Annotated in this window: 13 protein-coding genes; 10 read left to right on the forward strand and 3 right to left on the reverse strand. The window is 61.5% G+C overall.

The features are described from left to right. Positions 1–16: 16 nt before the first annotated feature. Both PBDP_RS14965 and pgm read left to right on the forward strand, forming a co-directional pair. Positions 17–1,414, forward strand: coding sequence for an aminotransferase-like domain-containing protein (locus PBDP_RS14965; RefSeq protein WP_109754042.1), 1,398 nt, complete (start codon positions 17–19; stop codon positions 1,412–1,414). 91 nt (positions 1,415–1,505) lie between these two features. Next, positions 1,506–3,152, forward strand: a complete 1,647-nt coding sequence (gene pgm, locus PBDP_RS14970; protein ID WP_212800838.1) for a phosphoglucomutase (alpha-D-glucose-1,6-bisphosphate-dependent) — start codon at positions 1,506–1,508, stop codon at positions 3,150–3,152. 54 nt (positions 3,153–3,206) lie between these two features. On the opposite strand, the gene PBDP_RS14975 is transcribed toward pgm, so the two are convergent. Next, on the reverse strand, positions 3,207–3,902 hold the full coding sequence (locus tag PBDP_RS14975; protein WP_109754044.1) for a pirin family protein: 696 nt from the start codon (positions 3,900–3,902) through the stop codon (positions 3,207–3,209). 237 nt (positions 3,903–4,139) lie between these two features. Between PBDP_RS14975 and PBDP_RS14980 the strand changes: the two genes are divergently transcribed. Continuing rightward, entirely contained in the window at positions 4,140–6,605 is a 2,466-nt protein-coding gene (locus tag PBDP_RS14980; protein ID WP_212800839.1) for a UvrD-helicase domain-containing protein, read from the forward strand. A gap of 146 nt (positions 6,606–6,751) precedes the next feature. Here the strand turns inward: PBDP_RS14980 and PBDP_RS14985 are convergent, their stop codons facing one another. Both PBDP_RS14985 and PBDP_RS14990 read right to left on the reverse strand, forming a co-directional pair. Further along, a complete protein-coding gene (locus PBDP_RS14985) occupies positions 6,752–7,030 on the reverse strand; it encodes a DUF1652 domain-containing protein (RefSeq protein ID WP_003201764.1) in 279 nt (92 codons plus the stop codon). A 193-nt stretch (positions 7,031–7,223) separates the two neighbouring features. Continuing rightward, on the reverse strand, positions 7,224–8,687 hold the full coding sequence (locus tag PBDP_RS14990) for an MFS transporter (RefSeq protein WP_212800840.1): 1,464 nt from the start codon (positions 8,685–8,687) through the stop codon (positions 7,224–7,226). 127 nt (positions 8,688–8,814) lie between these two features. Between PBDP_RS14990 and PBDP_RS14995 the strand changes: the two genes are divergently transcribed. The 7 genes from PBDP_RS14995 to PBDP_RS15025 all read left to right on the forward strand — a co-directional run bounded on the left by PBDP_RS14995 (position 8,815) and on the right by PBDP_RS15025 (position 19,775). Further along, positions 8,815–9,720 (forward strand): LysR family transcriptional regulator, encoded by a 906-nt coding sequence (locus tag PBDP_RS14995; RefSeq protein ID WP_109754047.1) that lies wholly within the window; start codon positions 8,815–8,817, stop codon positions 9,718–9,720. Between the two features lie 333 nt (positions 9,721–10,053). Then, positions 10,054–11,511, forward strand: a complete 1,458-nt coding sequence (locus tag PBDP_RS15000; RefSeq protein WP_109754048.1) for a serralysin family metalloprotease — start codon at positions 10,054–10,056, stop codon at positions 11,509–11,511. Between the two features lie 71 nt (positions 11,512–11,582). Then, on the forward strand, positions 11,583–12,005 hold the full coding sequence (locus PBDP_RS15005) for an AprI/Inh family metalloprotease inhibitor (RefSeq protein ID WP_109754271.1): 423 nt from the start codon (positions 11,583–11,585) through the stop codon (positions 12,003–12,005). A gap of 152 nt (positions 12,006–12,157) precedes the next feature. Further along, entirely contained in the window at positions 12,158–13,933 is a 1,776-nt protein-coding gene (locus PBDP_RS15010; RefSeq protein WP_212800841.1) for a type I secretion system permease/ATPase, read from the forward strand. Then, positions 13,930–15,264 (forward strand): HlyD family type I secretion periplasmic adaptor subunit, encoded by a 1,335-nt coding sequence (locus PBDP_RS15015; protein WP_212800842.1) that lies wholly within the window; start codon positions 13,930–13,932, stop codon positions 15,262–15,264. The genes PBDP_RS15010 and PBDP_RS15015 overlap by 4 nt, the downstream gene beginning before the upstream one ends. A 14-nt stretch (positions 15,265–15,278) precedes the next feature. Continuing rightward, complete coding sequence (locus PBDP_RS15020; RefSeq protein WP_109754051.1) at positions 15,279–16,628, forward strand: TolC family outer membrane protein; 1,350 nt, start codon at positions 15,279–15,281, stop codon at positions 16,626–16,628. Between the two features lie 87 nt (positions 16,629–16,715). Then, the gene (locus PBDP_RS15025) at positions 16,716–19,775 is read left to right on the forward strand and encodes an autotransporter serine protease (protein ID WP_212802506.1); all 3,060 of its coding nucleotides are present in this window, start codon (positions 16,716–16,718) and stop codon (positions 19,773–19,775) included. Positions 19,776–19,808: the final 33 nt, after the last annotated feature.

Below are 19,808 nucleotides of genomic sequence, written 5' to 3' on the forward strand. Positions count from 1 at the left end.
CTCCCGGCCTGAGCCGATGAAAGGCTGCCGGGAGACGGACTTCGCCTACCAGGCGGTTTATCGATACCTGACCACGCTGATCAACGAGCTGGAGGTGGATGCGCGGGTTCGTCTGCCGTCGCTGCGGCAACTTTCCGAACGTCTGAACGTGTCGATATCGACCATCCAGTACGCGTATTCGCTGCTGGAGAAGGAAGGGCGGGTCTATTCGATCGCCAAGTCCGGTTACTACGCACTACCCGCGCCCAGCATGACGACCCTGGACGGCGGTGACGATTTACTCGAGACCCTGTACGTCAACGCCCGACGGCCAGGTATGCAGGTGCTCAGTGCGGATGAGCCGGCGTCGATGCAGCCATTGGACAGCCCGTTGTTGTTGCTCGAGCGCGAATTGCTGCGCCAGTACCCACGCTCCCCGCAGGCGCCTTCGCAACCCTGGGGCGAGCTGGAGCTTCGCAACGCGCTGGCTGCCCGTTATACCTCCTCACCGGCCCGTTGCTGGAATGCCGATGACGTCTATATTGGCGCCGACCTGCGGGGCGCCCTGGAGATCCTGATCGCAGTGCTGGCCCTCAGGGGCGCCGTGGTGCTGATCGAATCACCCTGCGATTGGACAGTGCTGCGCCTGCTGCAGGCGGCGGAGGTCCACGTCATCGAATTGCCGCTACTGGCTGGCGGGGAAATCAATATCGAGCAGCTGGAACACCTGCTGCTGAGCGAAACGGTACGCCTGGTGGTGCTGTCTTCAGTCTTGAACATGCCCAGGGGCACGTTCGTTCCTGAAGAAAACCGTCGCGCCATCGCTCATCTGCTGGAGCGGCATGGCACTTGGGTGCTGGAGAACGATAGCCATACAGACCTGGTGTTCGAGGCTAGGGTTACACCTTTTCGAGACTTGCTCGACCCGGATCGGCTGATCGTCTATTCGACGTTCGAGAAAACCATCGGTCCGGAGGCGCCGTATGGCTACGTGTTGTCGCGCCAGTTGACCCTGCACCTGCAGCGACATTTCCTGCTGCGCGCGTTTCGTTTGTCGCCGATTCGCCAGAAAGCCATCGCCCGACTGTACAGCAATGGTCGGATCGACCAGCACTTGCTGGTCTTGCGGCGCTTGCTACGCGAAAGTGCAACTTCGACCACGCAATTGCTGCGCGAGCGGCTGGGGGACAGCCTGCAATGGGCAGAGCCCCAAGGTGGCGCGACAATCTGGATGCAGTCGACGCGACGGGTCGACTTGCGCAGGGTTTTCCATCGGCTGCTTGCCCAGCGCATCGTCATCGCGCCGGGGGAGCTGTTCAGCCTTCAGGGCCTGTATGGGCAACATATGCGCCTGACTCATGCCCTGAATGGGCCGCAGGACATGGACGCTGCGCTCTGCGCGCTGGCAGATGCCCTGAGGCTCGAACAATCGTAATCGGCGGCGATGGATCGAACCCATCGCGCCATGGTCGAACTGTCAGTAAACTGCACCCCATTTCCCGAGCCATTCCACTCAGAGGTTTTGCATGACAGTCAGTCCATTTGCGGGCAAGCCGGCACCGGCAGAGTTGCTGATCGATATCCCGCGACTGGTGACGGCCTATTACACCGGCCGACCCGATGCTTCGGTTGCGACCCAGCGTGTGGCTTTTGGCACCTCCGGTCACCGTGGCAGTTCCTTTGACCTGGGCTTCAACGAGTGGCACGTGTTGGCAATCAGCCAAGCGATCTGCCTGTACCGCGAGGCCCAGGGCATTAACGGGCCATTGTTCGTCGGTATCGACACCCACGCGCTGTCGACCCCGGCCGGTGCCAGCGCGCTGGAAGTGTTCGCGGCCAACGGTGTGACCGTCATGATCGCCGAAGGTGATGAATACACCCCGACACCGGCGGTTTCCCACGCCATTCTCTGCTACAACCGTGGCCGCACCTCGGGCCTGGCGGACGGTATCGTCATCACGCCGTCCCACAACCCGCCGCAAAGTGGCGGCTACAAGTACAACCCTACCAACGGCGGCCCGGCCGACACCCACATCACCAAATGGATCGAAGCCAAGGCCAATGAACTGCTGGCCAACCAGCTCGCCGGCGTCAAGCGCGTCAGTTACGAGCAAGCCCTGAAGGCCGACACCACCCACCGTCACGACTACGTCAACACGTACGTGGCGGACCTGATCAATGTCATTGATTTCGATGCCATTCGCTCCGCCGGGCTGCACCTGGGCGTCGATCCGTTGGGTGGCGCAGGCGTGCGCTATTGGCCGGCCATTGCCGAGCACTACCGCCTGGACCTGGAAGTGGTGAACACCCACGTGGATTCCACTTTCCGCTTCATGACCGTCGACTGGGACGGACAGATCCGTATGGACCCGTCCTCCAGCCATGCGATGCAAGGGTTGATTGGCCTGAAGGAGCGCTTCGACGTGGCCTTCGCCTGCGATCCGGACCATGACCGCCATGGCATCGTGACGCCGTCCGGCGGCCTGTTGGCGCCGAACAATTACCTGGCGGTATCCATCGACTACCTGTTCCAGAATCGCCCGCAATGGCGCGCCGATGCCGCCGTGGGCAAGACGGTGGTCAGCAGCGGCCTGATCGATCGTGTGGCCAAGCGCCTGGGTCGTCGCCTCTACGAAGTGCCGGTGGGCTTCAAGTGGTTTGCCGACGGGCTATTCGATGGCTCCCTGGGCTTCGGCGGCGAAGAAAGCGCCGGGGCTTCGTTCCTGCGCAAGGATGGTGGCGTCTGGAGCACCGACAAGGATGGCTTGATCCCGGTGTTGCTGGCCGCTGAAATGACCGCGCGCACCGGTCGCGACCCGAGCCAGGCCTACCGCGCCCTGACCGATGAGCTGGGCGAACCCTTCTCGGTACGCGTCGATGCCAAGGCCAGCCCGCAGCAGAAGGCGCTGTTGAGCAAGCTATCGCCCGATCAGGTGGCTTCCACCGAACTGGCCGGGGAGAAGATCCAGAATATCCTCAGTCATGCGCCGGGCAATGACCAGGCCATTGGCGGTTTGAAAGTCATGACCGAAAACGGCTGGTTCGCGGCGCGCCCATCCGGGACCGAGGATATCTACAAGATCTACGCCGAAAGCTTCATTGGCGATGCGCACCTCAAGCAATTGGTGGATGAGGCGCAAACGTTGGTGGATGGGGCTATAGCCAGCAAGTGATGTGGGCTTGTGGCTAGGGAGCTAGCTCCCTAACCACAAGAGCGGCCGCGCAGGTTAGGCGAGGTCTACGAGAACGATTTCGCTGTCTTCGATGGCGGTCACCTGCAACACCTGCTCGTCTTCAATCGCAACACCGTCTCGAGCTTTTGCGCGCAACCCATTGATTTCTATCAATCCAGTGGCCGGCACCAGATAGGCCCGACGTGCGGCGTCCAGTCGATATTCGGCACTTTCACCCGCCTTGAGATTGGCCGCTACCAGGCGCGCGTCGGCGCGAATGCGCAGGCTTTGGTCATCGCCGGCCTTGCCACTGGCCAAGGTCACGAAGCCTTCACGCGAATCCTTGGGAAATGGCTTGGCGCCCCAGGACGGTGCCAGGCCTTCCTCATTAGGAATGATCCATATCTGGAAAATACGCGTGGCCGTCGATTCCAGGTTGTACTCGCTGTGGGCAATCCCGGTGCCTGCGCTCATGACCTGCACATCACCAGCCTCTGTACGGCCCTGGTTGCCCAGATTGTCCTGGTGGGTGATCGCGCCTTCACGCACATAGGTGATGATTTCCATGTCCCGGTGCGGGTGTCGAGGAAAACCGCTGCCGGGGGCGATGACATCATCGTTCCAGACCCGCAAGTTGCCCCAGTGCATGCGCTGTGGGTCGTAGTACTCGGCGAACGAAAAATGGTGGTGGGCATCCAGCCAGCCGTGATTGGCGGCGCCCAAGGTGGCGAAGGGCCTGAGTTCGAGCATGTTCGTGTCCTTTTCCGCTGAGTGCGAAAACGATGGTTGATGGGGCTATTTTCGCCAAGGAAATCATCGATAAAAAGCTTAAAAAGCGCGTCAAAACCATCGTTTATTTAGATATAAAATCGCGAGCTCACTTTCACTTCATCACCTAAACCCATGACTTAAAAGCTTTTGGGTGGCACCTGGCGGCAAATACAGACACCATAGCCGTCATGGTTCATGAACACCGGAGTTCCCAGCGTGGCGCAACACACTCCCGATCTTCCCCCCGAGCTTTTATCCCTGGCCCAGATGCCGCTGTTCAAGCGCCTGGCCGCCCGGTTCTTCGGCCATGGGCTGACGCGCCTGCGCGCCCAGCATCGAGCATCCTGGTTGCATGGCCAGGCCGACGGCTTTCGCAGCGGTCATACCGCCGGTTTTGACTATGGCTACAAGGAGGGCCGGGCCGAAGGGCTTGAGGAGGGGCGTCAGGTCCTGTTGATCCGTGATTCGCGCAGCACGGAGCATCCGGCACCGCAGGTCGATGACTTGCTGTTCGATGACTGGCACCTGCCGCTAACCGCCGAGCTGAAGAAGCGAATCAAGTCGGATGTCGCCCGATTGCTGCCGGCGCACGCGCAACCAAGTGCCGCGCAATGGAAGATGATTTTCAGCGACACGCCATCGACCTCGGTGGTCGCCGGAGCCGGTGCGGGCAAGTCCACGACCCTGGTGCTGCGCATTGTGCTGTTGTCTCATTACCTGGGTTTTGAACTGGACTCGATGACCGTGGTGACGTTTACCCGGGAATCGCGCAAGGATTTCATCCAGAAACTGATCGAAGTGTTTGGCCTGTGGGGACGAACCGTCAGCCTCAAGGAAGCCCGTGATCTGGTGCGTACGTTCCATTCACGTATCTTGCCTATGGTCCGCAGCCTGCCCGGGTTCGAACGGCTCCAGGCCTTCGAGACCCTGAGTCATCGTGCCGAAGCGGGTGACGATGATGCCCAGGGCAATCCGTTCGATTTACGCATCAACGACGCCCAACGCCAGCAGCTCAACGCCTGTTACTACAACCTTTATCAACGGGACGCGCGTTTTCGTGAGCTGATCCAGCCGTTGTCCCGCCACGCCCTGCAACTCAAGGAGCTGGAGCGTGATCACCCGGATGTGCAGAAACGGGTCGCGGTGACCGAGCTGGCAGCCCAGCGCGACGAAGAATTGTGTGACGCCATCGAAGACCTGTGGTTTCGCGCCGGTGCCTGGCCGATCAAGGGTATCGAGCCGAAGCGACAAACGTTTGAGATCAATGGGTCGACGTTCCACTGCCATGGCTACGCACCCTCACTGGATGCCTGGGTGATACTGGGGTTCGATCCGCGGGAAGACGCGCGCCTCAGTCGTCCAGGCGCCAAGTTGAGCATCCGTGCAGAATGGGCGGTAAAGCGTACCCTGTTTCAAGCTTTCTGCCGTAAGCCACTGATATGGCTTGAAAGTTATGAGGCTTCAAAGCGTGTATTGGCTTCGATGGCCGGCGATGCCAGCGCAGGGCCGGGATTCGATTACAAGGTCAAGGGCGAGTTGGGTTCAGCGCCATTGCTGGACTGTTTTGTCGCGGCGGCAGGCTTTATCGAGAACCTTGGCCTGGACGTCCCGGATGCCGTGGGCCGGATGTCCTTCGCCCAGGACGACCCCGATCGGTATTTCTTCGAGGCGTTGAGTCGCTACTGGCGGGCGTTCGAAGATCATCTGCTCGATCAATCCCCGCCGGTCATGACCTATAACCGTATGTTCGCGCTGTTCAGCGAGCACTCGCCGGAAAATTTCAAGTTGCTGGGCGATGCGTTGCTCAGGCCGCTTTCGCACCTGATGATCGACGAGTTCCAGGACGTGTCACCGCAGATCGTCTCCTGGCTTCGAGCCAGTCTTCGGGAAATCCGCCGTCGTGGTCCAGCGATGCACGTGGGGCGTGGCGCCCAGCGTTCTTCCTTGTTGTGTGTCGGGGACGATTGGCAATCGATCTACGGCTGGCGCGGCAGTTCACCGAACTATTTCATGGCGTTCAACAAGCAATTCCCGTCGCCGACGACGACCCGGGTCATGCTCACCGACAACTATCGCAGCCACCAGCACATCATCGATGCGGCTGAACACATCGTGCGCGCCGCCGCGGCTATTCCTGGCAAAAAAGCCAAGGCCAGCGGCAGGGCTCGCTCGCTGAGTCCGGTCAACGTGCTGGATCGAGACGACGAAGGGCTGGCGCTGCGGCTGGAAGAGCACTATCGCAAGGGCGATTCGATCTTGATGTTGTATCGAAAAAGTAGCGATAAATTATTGATAGAAAAGCATATTCAACCAATAGTTAATGTGGATTCTAGCTTGCCGTACGATGCACGACGGATCCGGCAAATGACTTACCACAGTGCCAAGGGGCTGCAGGCCGATGCGGTGTTCCTGTTGGGTGACTGTCAGCACTTGAGCAGTTCTCCCTACAAGAACCAGGTCTATCGAATGGCTGGGCTGGGCCAGGATGGAGATGCCGAACCTTACGACACGGCGCAAAAGGACGAGATCCTGCGTTTGGCGTATGTGGGGATCACTCGTGCGGTGCAGCATTGCTACTGGTATGTCGATGGGCAGGATGGCCAGGCGGCCAATGGGCCCAAGGCTTCGGATCGTGTTGCTGCGGACAAGGCCTTTTTTGCTGACCATCGTCGTAAAGGATAAGGGGGCTGTTTCCAGGTATGGGTATGGTGTGTATATCCGTTTCTTCGGTAACAGATATGTACCAATCCATCCAAAAAAAACGGCACCTTCCATAAAAAATGGGAGGCGCCGCCTTCACGTATGCTCAAGCTACCAGTATTTCCCTGTCAGGAAGCAAACCGCCGCAACCCCACCGGTGGCACAAAGGCTTCCAGCTCGGCCTCTACCGCCTCGATTATTCGTTCCACATCCGGCGCATTCATCACGGTCGCGCAGGGAATGCCCGCAATGGCGATCATGGTCTCGCCGCTGGCACGGTCAAACAGCCGGGCAACCATACTGCCAGGCGCATCCATGCTCGCTTCAAAGCCCATGGGATGGAAGTGCCAGCGCATCAACTGGCAAGCGTTGGGGAACGTAACCTTGCTGAAAGAACCTTTATTCATGTGTTGCCCGCCTTCTTCAATCGAGCGCTTCCTTTTGCTCAGGTCAGGAAGGAAGAGCCATCATGGCTCTACCAGTGAGAACTAAAAATAGCACCTGAAAATGAACCTCATGTGGATTTTTTCAGTCCGTTTTGCGATTGGTTCATTTTTTTTGATCTGGATCACGACTTAAGCGGCAATGTTCAGAATGCCATCACGCTTGGCCAGGGTTGTCCCGGGGCTCGGGTAATGGCTCTGGTACGCGGCATTTCCAGGCGATGCCCAGGGCCAGGGCTACCATCGCCAGGGCGACGGCGAAGGTCGTGTGCAGACCCTTCGTCACTGCCTCCGCACCGGCACGGGAGATGTCATTCGTCGCTACCGCAGTCGCAAACACGGCGCCAAGCACGCAAGCTCCGGTGAAGAACCCCAGGTTGCGCGACAGGTTCAGCAGCCCGGCGATGACGCCTCGGCTCTGGGCCGCCACATCGGCCATGACTGCCGTGTTGTTGGCCGTCTGGAAGAACGCGTAGCCCAGGGTCGTCACCACGATGGCCATGATGTAACCGAAAATACCAAGGGCAGGGGGAACCAGTGACAGCATCAGGCAGCCGAGGGCCATGGTCGCCAGGCCGGCGAGTCGCATGGGTATTACGCCGAAGCGATCCGCCAGGCGACCGGCAGGGACTCCCGCCAGCGCCGCGACGGCTGGCCCGGCCGCCAGTACCAGTCCGACGAGGGCTGCAGGCAGTCCGAGGGCGATGGACAAGTAAAATGGCCCGACCAGCAGCGTCGCCATCATGACCGTCGCGACCAGGGCGCTGGTCGCCAGGCCAGAGACCAGCAACCGGTCGCGAAAGACGACCAAGGGAATCAGCGGCGACACCGCCCGGGACTGGGCCCGAATGAACAGCCCGCCGCTCAGGAGCGCGATCAGCAGCAGGGCGACATTCAACCCGCCAAAACTCCCGCGCCCGGAGGTCATGGCCAGGGCATAGGCGGCAAGCGTTATCGCCAACAGCAATGTCCCGGTTACATCGAAGCGTTTTCCTTCGGTTTTCGGTGGCACTTGCCGCACCGGCAGCGAGTACCACGCCAGCCCCAGCGTCAGCAGGCCGAGGGGGAGATTGACCAGGAACAAGGCCTGCCAGCCGAACCCGCCGATCAACATGCCGCCAAAGGACGGTCCAAGGGCCGTGCCCACCGCCGACAGCGTTGCCAGCAACCCCATGGCGCTGCCGGTTTTTTCCTGGGCGACCGTTTCACCGACCAGGGCCAGGGTCAGCGTCATCATGATCGCGGCTCCCAAGCCTTGCAGCGCCCGACCTGTAATCAGCCACCAAAGCGAGGGCGCCAGGCCGCATACCGCCGAGGCCAGGGTGAACAGGACGATACCGCCCAATAGCAGCTTGCGCCGGCCCATCAGGTCCCCCAAGCGGCCGACACTGACAATCAGCGTGGTGATTGCCAGCAGATAAGCCAGCACTACCCATTGCACTTGCTGGAAGGAGGCATCGAGTGCCTGGGCCAGCGTGGGCAGGGCCACCGCGGCCACGCTGGCGCCAAGGGACGCGAGCAGCGTCGAAAGCGCAAGGCTGGCCAGGGCCCAACGAGGTGACAGGTGTCGGTGTGCGGGCGCGGTTGTCTGCCGGTTTTGTTGCGTATTGACGGGTCTCATGGGGTTACCTGTATCCGTGGCGCTCGAAACGGAGCTGTCAGAACGTTACGCCTGGGCATAACATGGCGGAAGACGCAGCATTTGCATGTTATAGCTGCACCAAACGCCATCTCTGCGAGATCCAACTATGTCCTCGCCCGACCTCAATTTGCTCGTCACCCTCGACGTGTTGCTCTCGGAAGGCAGCGTGGCCCGGGCCGCCCGGCGCTTGCGGCTCAGCCCGTCGGCCATGAGCCGGGCGCTGGCAAGGCTGCGTGAAACCACCGGCGACCCACTGTTGGTGCGGGCCGGGCGAGGGCTGGTGCCGACACCTCGTGCGTTGGCGTTGCGCGAACAGGTCAGCGACCTGGTACAGCAGGCCCAGGCCGTGCTGCGGCCAGTGACGACACCGGATCTTGGACGCTTGAACCGTACCTTCACGTTGCGAACCCGTGAGGGGTTCGTGGAAAACTTTGCCATCGACCTGATCAGCCGCATCCGCGAGCAAGCCCCCGGCGTGCGGCTGCGTTTCGTGGAAAAGACCGATCGGGACAGCACGGCGCTTCGCGAAGGTACCGTGGACCTGGAGACCGCCGTCGTGGACAAGGACACCAGTCCGGAGCTGCGTACCCAGGCGTTGTTCAGCGACCGCTTGATTGGTGTTGTGCGTGCGGGGCACCCGTTGAGCCAGGCGGCGGTGAGCGCTGCGGGTTATGCGGCGGGCGGGCATGTGGGCGTCTCCATGCGCGGCCTGGATCATGGCCTCATCGACCAGGCCTTGGCGGTATTGAACCTGTCTCGGGAAATCGTCACCACCGTGCCAGGTTTTTCCTCGGCGCTGGGGTTGGCCCGCTCAAGCGAGCTGATTGCCAGCGTGCCTGAACGCTACACCGCGAGCCTGCGGGTCGGCCTGCACAGTTTTGTGCTGCCGTTTCCGGTGCCTGAATTCACGATCGCCATGCTCTGGCATCCGCGGATGGACGCCGATCCTGTGCATCGCTGGCTTCGGGGCTGCCTGCGGGAAGTATGCGCGCGTAAAACCGTTAAGGTTTAGTAGATATTAATTAATAGCATTTCGCTGGCACTTAGTTGGCGAAAGTGCGACGCCGTCCGCAATTGGCTAGTTATCGTTATTTAATATTTAAATAGAATTTTGTCTGACAATCCGCAACTCGGACAGTTGAGCATGCGCACTAAGCAGGGAGAAACCTATTGTTTATTGGCGTTAAGGGGCCGGGGGTGAAATTGAACGAAAAAAATGACTAGACGTTTGATTTCCAATTGTGTCAGGTTTCTTACGTCCTCATTGGGCGAGTGATAGGACGATCTCGCCAGAGATCGTCTGTCTGACTAAAACTGTTCCATTAGCAAACAAGGAAGTGTGTTTATGTCGAAAGTCAAAAGCAGTGCTATTGATTCTGCCGAACAACTCCTCTGGGCGCCGCAATCGTTGGCGGCACCCAGTAATGCGTTCAACCAGATCAATAGTTTCAGCCACCAATACGACCGCGGTGGTAACCTGACCGTCAACGGCAAACCGTCATACTCCGTCGACGAGGCGGCCACTCAATTGCTGCGAGACGGCGCGGCTTACCAGGACCGGGACGGCAGCGGCAAGATCGAGCTGACCTACACCTTCCTGACTTCCGCCTCTTCCAGCACCATGAACAAGCATGGGATCAGCGGCTTCAGCCAGTTCAGCGCGCAGCAGAAAGGCCAGGCCGCCCTGGCCATGCAATCCTGGGCGGACGTGGCCAATGTCACCTTCACCGAAAAAGCCAGCGGTGGCGACGCTCACATGACCTTCGGCAACTACAGCGGCGGCCAGGATGGCGCGGCGGCGTTCGCTTATCTGCCGGGCACTGGTGCCGGCTATGACGGGACCTCCTGGTACCTGATCAACAGCAGCTACACCCAGAACAAAACCCCGGACTTGAACAACTACGGCCGCCAGACCCTGACCCACGAAATCGGTCATACCCTCGGCCTGGCCCACCCAGGCGACTACAACGCTGGCGAAGGCAGCCCGACCTATGATGACGCCACGTATGGCCAGGACACCCGTGGCTACAGCGTCATGAGCTACTGGAGCGAAAGCAATACCAGCCAGAACTTCAGCAAGGGCGGCGTCGAAGCCTATGCCTCCGGTCCGCTGATGGATGACATCGCGGCCATCCAGAAACTCTACGGTGCCAACACCACGACCCGTACCGGCGATTCGACCTACGGTTTCAACTCCAACACCGGGCGCGATTTTCTCAGCGCGTCTTCGTCGTCGGACAAAGTGGTGTTTTCGGTATGGGACGCCGGCGGCCGCGACACCCTGGATTTCTCCGGCTTCACCCAGAACCAGAAAATCAATCTCAATGACGCCTCGTTCTCCGACGTTGGCGGCATGGTGGGCAACGTGTCCATCGCCAAGGGTGCAGTCATCGAAAACGCCATCGGCGGCTCGGGCAGCGATCTGCTGATCGGCAACGCGGTGGCCAACGAGCTCAAGGGCGGTGCTGGCAACGATATCCTCTGGGGCGCCGGTGGTGCAGACAAACTCTGGGGCGGTTCGGGTTCGGACACCTTCGTGTTCGCCGCCAGTTCCGATTCGCGGCCGGGGGCGACGGACCAGATCCTCGATTTCGTCAGCGGCCTGGACAAGATCGACCTGACCGGTATCACCAAGGGCGCAGGCCTGCACTTTGTGAGCGCGTTCACCGGTGCGGCGGGCGATGCGGTGTTGTCGACATCGGGCGGCAACAGCCTGCTGTCGGTGGATTTCTCCGGGCAAGGCGTGGCGGATTTCCTGGTCAGCACCGTGGGCCAGGCAGCGGTCTCGGATATCGTGGCCTGATGTCCATGTCCCGTGGGGGCGGATGCTCCTGCGGGATCCCGGCCAGGATGAAAGCTATGCGTAGAAAATTCATGCCCAGTAGCGTCCAGGCAATCGCCGGGTTATTCGCTACGCTGATGATGTTTTGTGGAGAAAACGCCATGGCGCGCAGCCTGTTGTTAGTTGAACCCTCGCAGTTGGCCGGTCAGTGGCAGGCCGTTTTGTCGAGCCCGCAGGACAATGCGCAAACCCAGGCGATGCAGGACAAACCGTCCAACAGTTGCCTCGTCGAACTCAAGTTGGACCAGACCTTGGGTGGGCAAACCGATTGCCTGGGCCACTGGTTGGGGGATGAACCGGTGCGTTGGTTCACCGAACCCGACGGTCTTTCCCTGATTGGCAGGCAAGACTCCAGGACTCACCTGGGGCTGCGCCAGGGCGATCATTATCAAATGACGTTGAAGTCCGGTTTGATACTCAGGCTTGAACGGAATAAGTCCCAGAGCGCTCATTAACGAGTGAGTACAGTTGAGCCGTGATCGAAGCACGTTTGTTTAAATGCACGCGTGTCTCGATACGCGTTTGGCTGTGGGCCAGAACAATAATTGAAGATTGGTAAGTTGAACTAATGGCCGGTTCGCTGGCGAAGCCAACAGCAAGGAAGATCATGAATAGGGCAAGGAGCGCTGCCGCGGTGCCGCTGTTTAAAGCGCTGGGTGATTATAAAAACATTCTGATCAGTGTCGGTTGTTTTACCGCGCTGATTAACGTCCTGATGCTTGCGCCTTCGATTTATATGCTCCAAGTGTATGATCGCGGGTTGTCATCGCAGAACGAGACCACGCTGGCCATGTTGTCATTGATGGTAGTGGGCTTCTTCGTGTTCATCGGGCTGCTGGAAATGGTCCGCAGCTTCGTGGTCATCCGCATTGGCAGTCAGTTGGAGAGACGCCTCAATCTCCAGGTGTACAAGGCCGCGTTCGAGCGCAATCTGCGCCAAGGTGAAGGCAACGCCGGGCAATCCCTGGGCGACCTCACGCATATTCGTCAATTCTTCACTGGGCCGGCGCTGTTCGCTTTCTTCGACGCGCCGTGGTTTCCCATCTATCTGCTGGTGATCTATCTGTTCAACGTCTGGCTCGGCGTGTTCGCCTCCGTTGGCACGCTGCTGCTGATCGGCCTGGCCTGCTTGAACGAAGCCATGACCAAAAAAGCCCTGGGGCAAGCCAGTGTCTACTCGCAACAGTCCAGCCAACTGGCGACCAGCCACTTGCATAACGCCGAGACGATCCAGGCCATGGGCATGCTCGGGGCGCTGCGCGGTCGCTGGTTCGCCGTGCATTCACGGTTTCTCGGCCTGCAGAACCAGGCCAGCGATACTGGCGCAGTGATCAGTTCCTTGAGCAAGACCCTGCGCCTGTGCCTGCAATCACTGGTGCTGGGCTTGGGCGCACTGTTGGTGATCAAGGGTGACATGACCGCCGGGATGATGATTGCCGGGTCGATCCTGATGGGGCGGGTACTGAGCCCCATCGACCAGTTGATCGCCGTGTGGAAGCAGTGGAGCGGCGCCAAGCTGGCTTACCGTCGTCTCGACGCGCTGTTGCAGGCGTTTGCGCCCCAGGACGATGGCATGACGCTGCCATCGCCCAAGGGCCAGGTGAGTTTCGAACACGTCAGTGCCGGGCCGCCAGGACAACGCAACGCGACACTGCAACAGGTCAGCTTCAGCCTGGCCGCGGGGGAAGTGCTGGGTGTGCTGGGGGCGTCCGGTTCCGGCAAGTCCACCCTGGCCCGGGTACTGGTGGGTGTGTGGCCGACCCTGGCGGGTACGGTACGCCTCGACGGGGCCGACATTCATCGCTGGAATCGTGACCAACTCGGCCCGCACATCGGCTATCTGCCCCAGGACATCGAGCTGTTCAGCGGCAGCATCGCCGAGAACATCGCCCGGTTTCGCCAAGCCGACCCGCAAAAAATCGTCGCCGCCGCGCAACAGGCCGGTGTCCATGAACTGATCCTGCGCCTGCCCCAGGGCTACGACACGGTGCTGGGGGAGGACGGCGGTGGTTTGTCGGGCGGGCAGAAACAACGGGTTGCGCTGGCCCGGGCGATGTATGACCGGCCCAGCCTGGTGGTACTCGACGAGCCCAACTCCAACCTCGATACGGTCGGCGAAGCGGCGCTGGCCAGCGGCATCGCCCAGATGAAAGCCCAGGGCACCAGCGTCGTGCTGGTCACCCATCGCTCCTCGGCACTGGCCCAGGCTGACAAGCTGCTGGTGCTCAACGAAGGCCGGCTCCAGGCCTTCGGGCCAAGCCAGGAAGTATTGCGGGCTTTGTCCGGGCAGTCGGAATCCCAACGGGACAAACCCCAGGCAGCCCCCAACGGACTGAGCATGAGCCGTCAGTACCAGGCCGCCAGTAAACCCGGTGGCGTATGAGCAAGGATCGCGACATGAATCTGGAACAGTCTCACGACTTCGTGCGCCCGGAGCGCGACGCCGGTTTTTTTACCCGCCTGGGTTGGGCCTTGGCGCTGATTGGCGCGGGTAGTTTTTTCACATGGGCCAGCCTGGCACCGCTGGACCAGGGCATCCCCGTGCAAGGCACCGTAGTGGTTTCAGGCAAGCGCAAGGCAGTGCAATCGATGAGCAGCGGCGTGGTCAGCCGGATCCTGGTGCGTGAAGGCGAGGCGGTGAAGCAGGGCCAGCCGCTGTTTCGCCTGGACCAGACCCAGGCTGCCGCCGATGTGCAATCGCTGCAGGCGCAGTACCGGATGACCTGGGCCAGCCTGGCACGCTGGCAAAGCGAGCGGGACAACCTGTTGCAGGTGAGTTTCCCGGCTGAGTTGAGCCGCGATCCCGATCCAGGCCTGGCCCTGGTGCTCGAAGGCCAGCGCCAACTGTTCAGCAGCCGCCGCGAAGCCTTCGCCCGGGAGCAGGCAGCGTTGCGCGCCAATATCGAAGGGGCTACGGCGCAGTTGGCGGGCATGCGCCGGGCCCGCAGCGACTTGACCGCCCAGGCTCAATCCCTGCGCCTGCAACTGGGCAACCTGCAGCCCTTGGCGGACAACGGCTACATCCCGCGCAACCGGCTGCTGGACTATCAACGCCAACTGTCGCAAGTACAGCAGGAACTGGCGCAGAACAGCGGCGAAAGCGGGCGTGTGGAGCAGGGGATCGTCGAGTCGCGCCTGAAGTTGCAGCAACATAACGAGGAATACCAGAAAGAGGTGCGCAGCCAGTTGGCCGACGCCCAGCTCAAGAGCGAAACCCTGCAACAGCAACTCAAATCCGCCGGGTTCGAGTTGCAACACAGCGAAATCCTCGCCACTGCCGACGGCATTGCCGTGAACCTGGGGGTGCACACCGAAGGCGCGGTGGTGCGCCAGGGCGACACCCTGCTGGAAATCGTGCCCCAGGGCACGCGGCTGGAGGTGGAAGGGCACCTGCCGGTTCACCTGATCGACAAGGTCGGCCCGCATTTGCCGGTGGACATTCTGTTTACCGCCTTCAACCAGAACCGTACGCCAAGGGTGCCAGGGGAAGTCAGCCTGGTGTCCGCCGACCAGATGCTCGATGAGAAGACCGGCGCGCCGTATTACGTGCTGCGCAGCAGCGTCAGCGACGTGGCGATGGACAAGCTCAACGGCCTGGTGATCAAGCCCGGCATGCCGGCCGAGATGTTCGTGCGCACGGGCGAGCGCTCGTTGCTCAACTACCTGTTCAAACCGCTGCTCGACCGAGCCGGCTCTGCGTTGACCGAAGAATAAGGATGTCCGGCGGTATGAAGCGTTTCTATTGGGTGGCCGTGCTGGCCGTTTGTGCGTGCAACACCGCCTGGGCCATGGGGCCCTTCGAGTTCTATGAGCAGGCGCTGCGCAATGACCCGGTCTACCTGGGCGCGATCAAGGAGCGCGATGCGGGCCTGGAGAACCGCGCCATTGGCCGCGCCGGGCTGTTGCCGCACTTGGGCTACAGCTACAACAAGGGCCGTAACCAATCCAAGGTCACTTATCTCAACGACCGTGGCGCCAGCCAGCATGACGATCGCAACTACAGCAGCTACGGCTCCAGCCTGACACTGCAACAACCCCTGCTGGACTACGAGGCGTACGCCGCCTACCGAAAGGGCGTGGCCCAAGCGTTGTTCGCCGACGAAAGTTTTCGGGGCAAGAGCCAGGAACTGCTGGTGCGGGTGCTGAGCCATTACACCCAGGCACTGTTCGCCCAGGACCAGATCGACATTGCCCAGGCCAAGAAAAAAGCCTTCGAGCAGCAATTCCATCAGAACGAGCATCTGTTTCGCCAGGGCGAAGGCACGCGTACCGACATCCTCGAGGCGCAGGCGCGCTATGAACTGGCAATCGCCGAAGAGATCGAGGCGCGCGATGAGCAAGACGCCGCCTTGCGCGAGCTGGGCTCGCTGATTGGCGTCCCGGCCCTGGATATCGGCGACCTGGCCCCTTTGCACGACACGTTCCAGACCTTTGCCTTGCAGCCGGCCAGTTTCGATACCTGGCATGAATTGGCGGTGAGCAATAACCCCAACCTGGCGTCCCAGCGCCAAGCGGTGGACGTGGCGCGTTTCGAGGTCGAGCGCAATCGCGCCGGCCACCTGCCCAAAGTCAGTGCCTACGCGACGATGCGCCAGAACGAGTCGGAAAGTGGCAACACCTACAACCAGCGTTACGACACCAACACCATCGGCCTGGAAGTCAGCGTGCCGCTGTACGCCGGCGGCGGGGTCTCGGCGTCGACCCGCCAGGCCAGCCGCAACATGGAGCAGGCCGAGTACGAGCTGGATGCCAAGACCCGTGAGACGCTGATCGAACTGCGCCGTCAGTTCAGCGCCTGCGTCTCGGGTGTGAACAAGCTGCGCGCCTACCAGAAGGCCCTGAGTTCCGCCGAAGCGCTGGTGATATCCACCCGGCAAAGCATTCTGGGTGGCGAGCGGGTCAACCTCGATGCGCTCAATGCCGAGCAACAGCTCTACACCACCCGCCGCGACCTGGCCCAGGCCCGCTACGACTACCTCATGGCCTGGACCAAGTTGCATTACTACGCCGGCACCCTCGGCCCGCAGGACCTGGCGAAGGTGGATGAGGCGTTTGTATCCCGGGCAGGTACTCAATGACTGACCGGTAGATGTTTGCAGCAATTCAAAAAGCGCTACTAAGGATGGTTCGTGATGAAAATCGATAACAAAAAACAGCCTAGGCAGATGGGGCGCGTATTTCTGCTCAAGACCCTCAACCACGCCATGCTCTGCGCACTGGCGACCTTGGGCACGGCTCAGGCGGCGCCTTATGTCGAGAACGGCAGGGCGGGTAACCCGGACAGTTGGCGCAGCAGCGAATTCAACGCCGAATGGGGGCTTGGGGCGATCAACGCGCAGCAGGCCTACGCCGCCGGGTACACCGGCAAGGGCGTCAAGCTGGGGATCTTCGACCAGCCGGTCTACGCAGCTCATCCGGAGTTCTCCGGCACTGGCAAAGTGGTGACCCTGGTCACCAGTGGCATCCGCGAGTACACCGATCCGTATATCCCGGTAAAGGCGGGTGATCCATTCCGCTACGACGGTTCGCCCACCGTTGGCTCCGACGGCAAGCTGGGCTCCCATGGCACCCACGTCGGCGGGATCGCCGCCGGCAGCCGCGATGGCAGCCCAATGCACGGCGTGGCGTTCGATGCGCAGATCATCAGCGCCGACAACGGCGATCCGGGCCCCGAGGATGGCATCATCCGTGGCAACGATGGTGCGGTGTACAAGGCAGGCTGGGATGCGTTGATCGCCAGCGGCGCCCGCATCATCAACAACAGTTGGGGCATCGGCATCACTGACCGCTTCGACCAGGGCGGCCGCGATCCTGCATTCCCGCATTTCACCGTGCAGGACGCGCAACTGCAATTCGACCAGATCAAGCCGTTGCTGGGTACCAAGCCTGGCGGTGCCTATGAGGGCGCCATCGCCGCGGCCCGCAGCGGTATCGTCACGATCTTCGCCGCCGGCAATGACTACAACCTCAATAACCCTGATGCCATCGCAGGCCTGGCGTATTTCGTCCCGGACATCGCGCCGAACTGGCTCACCGTGGCGGCGCTGCAGGTCAACCCGAACACCGTCAGCCCCGATCCGTACACCATCAGTACCTTTTCCTCGCGCTGCGGCTACACCGCCAGTTTCTGCGTGTCGGCGCCGGGTACCCGGGTCTACAGCGCGGTGATCGGCGGCACCAGTGCCGACGACCTGACCGTGGGCTACGCCAACAAGAGCGGCACCTCCATGGCCGCGCCCCACGTCGCCGGCAGCGTGGCGGTGTTGATGGAGCGCTTTCCGTACATGACAGGCGCCCAGGTCGCCAGCGTGCTGCGCACCACCGCCACCGACATGGGCGCGCCGGGCGTCGATTCGTTGTATGGCTGGGGCATGATCAACCTGGGCAAGGCCATCGACGGCCCATCGATGCTGGTGACCGCGCAGGACATTCCCGAGGAATTTCGCATCGATGGCGCCTACGGCTCCGGTCAGTTCGTGGCGGACCTGCCGGGCATCGGCGCGATCATCGATGCCGGCAAACCCACGGAGCGGGTGTGCAGCGGTATCCAATGTGGCCTGGACGTTTGGCGCAACGACATCGCCGGTCACGGCGGGCTGACCAAGGAGGGCATCGGCACCCTGGTGCTCACCGGCGCAAACACCTACAGCGGGCCGACCGTGGTCAATCAAGGACGACTGGCAATCAATGGCTCGCTGGCGTCGGCCGTGACGGTCAACGACGGCGGTATCCTCGGCGGCAACGGGCGCATCGCCAGCCTGAGCGCCAATAGCGGTGGCAGCGTGGCGCCCGGTAACTCCATCGGCACGTTGCAAGTGGCCGGCGATGTGACCTTCCAACCCGGTTCGAACTACGCGGTGGAAGTCTCGCCCACCTCCAGTGACCTGATCGTGGCCGACGGCAAGGCGTCCATTGACGGGGCGACGGTGTCGTTGTCCTTGGAAAACAGTCCGACGCTACTCACGGCCGGCGAGGTGAAAAGCCTGCTGGGCAGGCAGTTCAATATCCTGCAGGCCGCCGGGGGCATTGACGGGCGCTTCGCTGAAGTCTTGCCCAACTACGCGTTTCTGGGGGGCGACCTGGCGTACAGCGCCAGTGGCATTCAGCTGGCGGTCGAGCGTAATGACGCGTCATTTGCCAGCCTCGGCCTGACGCCCAACCAACGTGCCGTGGCCAGCGCCGCCGAGCAATTGGGCGCCGGCAACGGGCTGTATGAAGCCTTGTTGCTGTCACCCAGCGCCGCCGTGGCGCAACAGGCATTCCAGCAACTGTCTGGGGAAATCCATCCGGCCATCGGCACGCTGCTGATCAACGACAGCCGTCAATTGCGCGACGCCGTGGGTGATCGCCTGCGCCAGGACGCACTGTACGACGCCGGTACGCCGACCGATGCCAGCAGCAATGCCTGGTTCAAGGTGCTGGGCGCTTGGGGCAAGAGCGACGGTGGACATGACCAAGCCAGTACGACCAGCTCCATCGGCGGGCTGCTGGCCGGTGTCGATGGCCTGATCAGCGATCAGACGCGACTGGGCTTCGTCACCGGCTACAGCGACAGTTCGCTGAGCATGGGCGATGGCACCCATTCCTCGGCCAAGGCCGACAGCTATCACCTGGGGGCCTACCTGGGGCATGAAATCGATGCGCTGCGCCTGACCGTCGGCGGCGCCCACAGCTGGCATCGCATCGACGTCAAGCGTGACCTGCAATGGGGCGACGTCAGTGGCCGGGAGAAAACCAAGCGCGATGCCCGGACCACCCAGCTCTTCACCGAAGCGGCGTATCGCCTGGACTTGCAACCGCTGGCCCTGGAACCGTTCGCCAACCTGGCCTATGTACACCTGGACAGCGACAGCTTCCATGAGAAAGGCGACAACGCCGCCCTGCACGGTGGAGACGACCGTCGCGATGCGCTGCTTTCGACCCTGGGCGTGCGGGCCAGCCACACCTTGACGCTGTCGGATCAACAGCGACTGCAACTGTCCGGTTCCCTCGGCTGGCAGCACAACCTCAGCAGTACCCATTCCGAACAGGACCTGGCATTTGCCGGCAGCAGCAACACCTTTGCGGTGCAAAGCGTGTCCATGGACCGCAACGCCGCCGTGATCGGCGCCCGCGCGGGGCTCGCGGTCGCCAAGGATGTGCGGGTCAACCTGGATTACAACGGCGTGCTCGGCTCCCGGGATAAAACCCATGGCGTGGGCCTGACGCTGGACTGGCAGTTCTGACCACAACACCCGGTTCCCAGCATTCCAACAACA

It is taken from the genome of Pseudomonas sp. St290, from assembly GCF_018325805.1.
GTDB classification, from domain to species: domain Bacteria; phylum Pseudomonadota; class Gammaproteobacteria; order Pseudomonadales; family Pseudomonadaceae; genus Aquipseudomonas; species Aquipseudomonas bijieensis.